This window comes from Bacillus sp. JJ1127 (assembly GCF_036965845.1).
In the GTDB taxonomy this organism is placed as follows: domain Bacteria; phylum Bacillota; class Bacilli; order Bacillales; family Bacillaceae_G; genus Bacillus_A.
The window spans coordinates 1-2,665 of record NZ_JBALQK010000248.1; the positions used below are offsets into that span (position 1 = coordinate 1).

At 35.0% G+C, this 2,665-nt stretch carries 2 protein-coding genes; both read left to right on the forward strand.

Annotated elements, in window-relative coordinates:
- The first annotated feature begins 144 nt into the window (after positions 1-144).
- Positions 145-1,755 carry a DcuS/MalK family sensor histidine kinase gene (gene dcuS, locus V7183_RS21275; RefSeq protein WP_097897636.1) on the forward strand — a complete coding sequence of 537 codons (1,611 nt, stop codon included), beginning with the start codon at positions 145-147 and terminating at the stop codon, positions 1,753-1,755.
- The gene (locus V7183_RS21280; RefSeq protein ID WP_097897606.1) at positions 1,752-2,459 is read left to right on the forward strand and encodes a response regulator; all 708 of its coding nucleotides are present in this window, start codon (positions 1,752-1,754) and stop codon (positions 2,457-2,459) included. The genes dcuS and V7183_RS21280 overlap by 4 nt, the downstream gene beginning before the upstream one ends.
- Positions 2,460-2,665 lie beyond the last annotated feature (206 nt).

Consider the following 2,665-nt stretch of genomic DNA (forward strand, 5'->3'; position numbering starts at 1 on the left):
CATAGCAGGGAGTTAGATGTCGAAAAATTAAAATGGATTTATATAGCACCAGCCCTTTTTTGTATTATGTTTGAATGAGGGCGTAGGAACGTACATAACTTGCAGGTATAACCGAAAGGAAAAATGATGAAGTTCTTAAGAATGATACCTAAGAATAAACGATATTTTAGTTTGCATTCAACAATTTCCATTTTAGTATGTGTTGTCGTAATCATTGCTTTATTAGTTACAGATGTATTGATAAGTAAGAACATTGCTGAAAAAAAAGAAGAAGCGTTGACAGAAAAAGTGACAGATATAGCTCGTACAGTTGCACGTTCAAATGTCGTGATAGATGCTTTGAGTGGGACTGGGGATGAAAAAGAAATTCAAAGTTACTCTAATCAAATAAAGAATGTAACAAATGTCAGTTTTGTGGTCGTATTAGATATGAATTTAATTCGAAAATCACATCCAAATCCACAGGAAATTGGGTCTCCATTTTTAGATAAAAAGGATGCTGAACCATCACTTCAAGGAAAGGAATATATTTCAGTTGCAAAGGGAGTACTTGGAGATGGGATGCGTGTATTTACTCCTGTAATGAATAAAGATGGTGTGCAAATAGGTGTTGTAACGGTAGGAATATTACTTGATGAAGTGCAGGATGCCGTTGATAAGAGTCAGTCGATGATTTATGTAGGAACTGTTATTGGATTATTGATTGGAGTTGTTGGTGCCTTAGTATTAGCTAGGCATATTAAGAAAATATTATTTGGTCTTGAGCCTTCTGAGATTGCGATGGTTTTAGAAGAGCGAAATGCAATGCTACATTCGTTGAAAGAGGGGGTTTTGGCAGTTGATCGTACGGGGAAAATAACCCTCGTTAATACCGCAGCAATTCGCCTTTTACAATTAGGGGATACTGCAGATCATTTAATTGGAAAAGATGCTGATGGGTATATGGAAGTTTTTCAAGAAGTATTACATACCGGCAATCCAGAGTTCAATAGAGAGCAACATTTTAATGGTGTTTTAGTTCTTATTAATTGTGCTCCAGTTCGAGTTGATGATGAGATTGTTGGTGCAATTGCTACGTTTCGTGATAAAACCGAAGTGAAAAAACTTGCAGAGCAACTTACAGGTGTTCAGTTATATACAGACGCTTTACGTGCACAATCACATGAATTTATGAATAAGCTCCATGTTATTTTAGGAATGGTTCATATGGAATACTATGACAAGTTAGGAGAGTATGTTCAACAAATTGTTCATCAGCATAAAAAAGAGATAGGGTTTATTATGAAACGAATTAAAAGCTCTGTATTTGCAGGGTTTTTATTAGGGAAGTATAGTGATGCAAGAGAAGACGGGGTAGAGTTAATTATTAACAATGATAGTTATTTGCCCGAAGCAGCTCATTCAGATGTCATCCACGATCTCGTTAGAATAATAGGAAATATTATTAATAATGCGATTGAAGCAATGCATGGATGCAAAGAGAAAAAAATAATGGTATCCATTGATTATGATTTTGAAGAGAAGCTTTTATATATAGAAGTAAAAGATACAGGAAGAGGCATTGAAAGGGACATACGAGAAAAAATTTTTACAAAAGGTTTTTCAACAAAAGGTGAAAATAGAGGCCTAGGTTTGTTTTTTGTCCAACAAAGTTTAAGGAAATTGCATGGAGATTTACAGCTTCGTACCGTTGTTGGAAAAGGGACAACGTTTCGTATGAAGTTACCCTATGAAGTTAAGGATGAAAATGAATGATTAAAGTACTTATTGTAGAAGACGATCCAATGGTTGCAGAATTTAATAAGCGTTATTTAAATCAGCTTGAGGGATTTCAACTAATAGCAGTCGCTTCTTCTGTAAAAGATGCGATAAAGGTTCTAGATACAACGGTTATTGATTTGATTTTATTAGATATATATATGCCAGAACAAACTGGTTTTGAATTACTAACACACATCCGAAATGTTGAAAAAAGTGTTGACGTTATTTTAATTACAGCAGCAAGGGATATGTATAGTGTAAAAAAAGCGATGCAATATGGTGCGATTGATTATTTAATTAAACCTTTTGAATTTGAACGGTTTAATGAAGCGTTGTCAGCATATCGAGAAAAGGCGACGTTTATGGATGCGCAGCAAATAGTCAGCCAAGAAGAAATAGATAAAATGTTCTTAGCTAAAGATCAAGGTGTGGGCTCAGCAGAATTACCAAAAGGTTTAACGAAAAAAACATTGGTAGTAGTATGGAAAAGTATTATGTCCATGGAAGGAAGAGCATTTTCTACAGAAGAATTAGCCTCTCAAATAGGGATTTCTCGTGTTTCCATTCGAAAATATTTAAATTTTATGGAAGACATAGGCATATTAGAAGTGGAAGTTGGGTATGGGGTTGTTGGAAGACCTATTACAAAATATCAATGTACGGAAGAAAATAGCGATGTGATAAAACGGTACTTATGAGTTCTTCATAAGTACTGTTTTTTGCTTTAAGTAAGTAGGGAAAGTAATCAATTAAAAAACCGATATAAAACCCCTCTTTTTAGATGGGCGAGAGCATCAGGCCATGCATAGAAGCGGTCAGTACCTGTTTTTGCCACATGCGAAGTAAGAACAGAACGAGCAAACGAGTGTAGGTTACTTTTTATTCTGCATAGCAGGGAATTTAG